We start from the raw sequence: 2,481 nt of genomic DNA on the forward strand, positions 1-2,481 counted from the left end.
CCCCGGCCCGCCGGTCAGTAGGACTTCGGCAGGCCCAGCGAATGCTGGGCGACGAAGTTGAGGATCATTTCCCGGCTCACCGGGGCCACCCGCGCGATCCGGGCCGCGCCGAGCATGGCGGCCAGGCCGTATTCCGAGGTCAGGCCGGCGCCGCCGTGGGTCTGGATGGCCTGGTCGAGGGACTTGATACTGGCTTCGGCGGCCGCGTATTTGGCCATGTTGGCGGCCTCGGCGGCGCCCATCTCGTCACCGGCGTCGTAGAGGGTGGCGGCCTTGAGCATCATCAGCCGGGCCAGCTCCAGTTCGATCTTCACCTGCGCCAGCGGATGCGCGATGCCCTGGTGCGCGCCGATGGGGGTCTTCCAGACCGTGCGCTCGTTGGCGTATTCGACCGCGCGGTCCAGCGCGTAGCGGCCGACACCGACCGCCATGGCGGCGCCCATGATCCGCTCCGGGTTCAGGCCCGCGAACAGCTGCATGAGGGCGGCGTCCTCTTTACCGACCAGGGCGGTGGAGGGCAGCCGGACATCATCGAGGAACAGGGTGAACTGGTGGTCCGGTTCGATGATGTCCATGTCCTGCGGGGTCTTCTCGAACCCGGGCGCGTCGGTGGGGACGATGAACAGGGCGGGCTTGAGCTTGCCGGTCTTGTGGTCCTCGGTGCGGGCCACGATCAGCACCGCCTCGGCCTGGTCGACGCCGGAGATGAAGATCTTGCGACCGGTGAGCAGCCAGTCGTCACCGTCGCGGCGGGCGGTGGTGGTGATCTGGTGCGAATTGGAACCGGCGTCGGGTTCGGTGATGCCGAAAACCATCTTGGCCGAACCGTCGGAGAGCTTGGGCAGCCATTCGGCCTTCTGCTCGTCGGTGCCGTACTTGGTGATGATGGTGCCGCAGATGGCGGGTGAGACCACCATGAGCAGCAGACCGGCACCCTGCGCGGACAGCTCCTCCATCACCAGCGCCAGTTCGTACATGCCGGCGCCGCCGCCCCCGTACTCCTCCGGCAGGTTCACCCCGAGGAAGCCCAGCTTCCCGGCCTCGGACCACAGTTCGTCCAGCGGTTCGCTCTTCCGCGCCCGGGGCAGCACGTAATCGCGGTAGTTGTACTTGGCGGCCAGCGCGGCCACGGCCGCGCGCAGTTCTTTGCGTTCGTCGGATTCGATGAAGCTCATTGCCTACTCCTGGTTTTCGGTGGCGGGATCCACCACGGCGAGAACGGCGCCCACGTCGACCTGTTGGCCGACTTCGACATTCACGGCACTGAGCACACCGTCGGCGGGCGCGGCGATGGTGTGCTCCATCTTCATGGCCTCCAGCCACAGGATCGGCTGGCCGGCGGTCACCACACTGCCGACCGCGGCGCCCAGCCGGATCACGCTGCCCGGCATGGGCGCCAGCAGCGACCCGGTGGCCACCTGGTCGGCGGGGTCGGTGAACCGCGGCAGGCGGCGCGCCGACACCGGACCGAGCGCGGAATCCACGCAGACCAGATCGTCGTAGCGGGCGACGGCGAACTGCCGCCGGACCGGGCCGTGCGCACCGGGCACCGCCAGTACGACCTGATCGGGCGTGGTGGAGATCAAATCCAGACCGTCGTGCCCGGCGACCTCCACCCCGCCCCGGGTGAACCGGTAGTCGATATCGTGCGTACCGGTGGCGCGGCTTTCGTAGGACTTGCGTTGCGCCTGCGACGGCAGATTGCGCCAGCCGCTCGGCACGCCCGCGACCACACCCGCCCGGGCCCGGTTGGCGGCCGCTTCGGCGAGCGCGGCCGCGACGATTGACAGTTCCTCGTCGTCCGGGCCGGCCAGCGGCGCGGCCAAGGCGTCCAGGCCGTGCGTGGCGAAGAACACGGTATCGGTATCGCCGGCCAGGAAGGCGGGATGGCGCAGGACCCGGACGAGCAGGTCGCGGTTGGTGACCAGGCCGTGGATCCGGGCCCGGTGCAGGGCGCCGGCCAGCAGCCGGGCCGCCTCCGCCCGGGTGCGGCCGTAGGAGATGACCTTGGCGAGCATGGGGTCGTAGTGCACCCCGACCACCGAACCGTCGACCACGCCGGAATCCAGCCGGACCCCGGGGCGGTCGAGCAGGTCGAATTCCGCCGCGATCTGCGGGATCTCGATGCGGTGCATGGTTCCGCTCTGCGGCTGCCAATCCTGAGCGGGATCTTCGGCGTAGAGCCGGACCTCGATCGAATGACCGTGCGGAGCGGGAGGTTCCGGGGCCAGCCGAGCGCCCTGGGCCACCTCCAGCTGCAACTGGACCAGATCCAGCCCGGTGGTGCATTCGGTGACCGGATGCTCCACCTGGAGGCGGGTGTTCATCTCCAGGAAGAAGAAGTCACCGGATTCGTCGGCCAGGAACTCGACCGTACCGGCGCCGGTGTAGCCGATGGCGGCGGCGGCCTGGCGGGCCGCCTCGAACAGCCGGTCCCGCATACCGGGTCCCGAATCCGGTCCCCGACCGGCATCGATACGT

General features: G+C 69.4%; 2 protein-coding genes. Both read right to left on the reverse strand.

Translation table 11 applies throughout. The features are described from left to right. Positions 1-14: 14 nt before the first annotated feature. Entirely contained in the window at positions 15-1,175 is a 1,161-nt protein-coding gene (locus ACLML9_RS28390; protein ID WP_411948373.1) for an acyl-CoA dehydrogenase family protein, read from the reverse strand. A 3-nt stretch (positions 1,176-1,178) separates the two neighbouring features. Then, the coding region (locus ACLML9_RS28395; protein ID WP_411948374.1) for a biotin/lipoyl-containing protein at positions 1,179-2,481 on the reverse strand (1,303 nt) is incomplete at its 5' end.

Origin of the sequence: Nocardia sp. NPDC002869, from assembly GCF_046764065.1 — a bacterium.
Classification (GTDB): Bacteria; Actinomycetota; Actinomycetes; order Mycobacteriales; family Mycobacteriaceae; genus Nocardia; species Nocardia rhamnosiphila.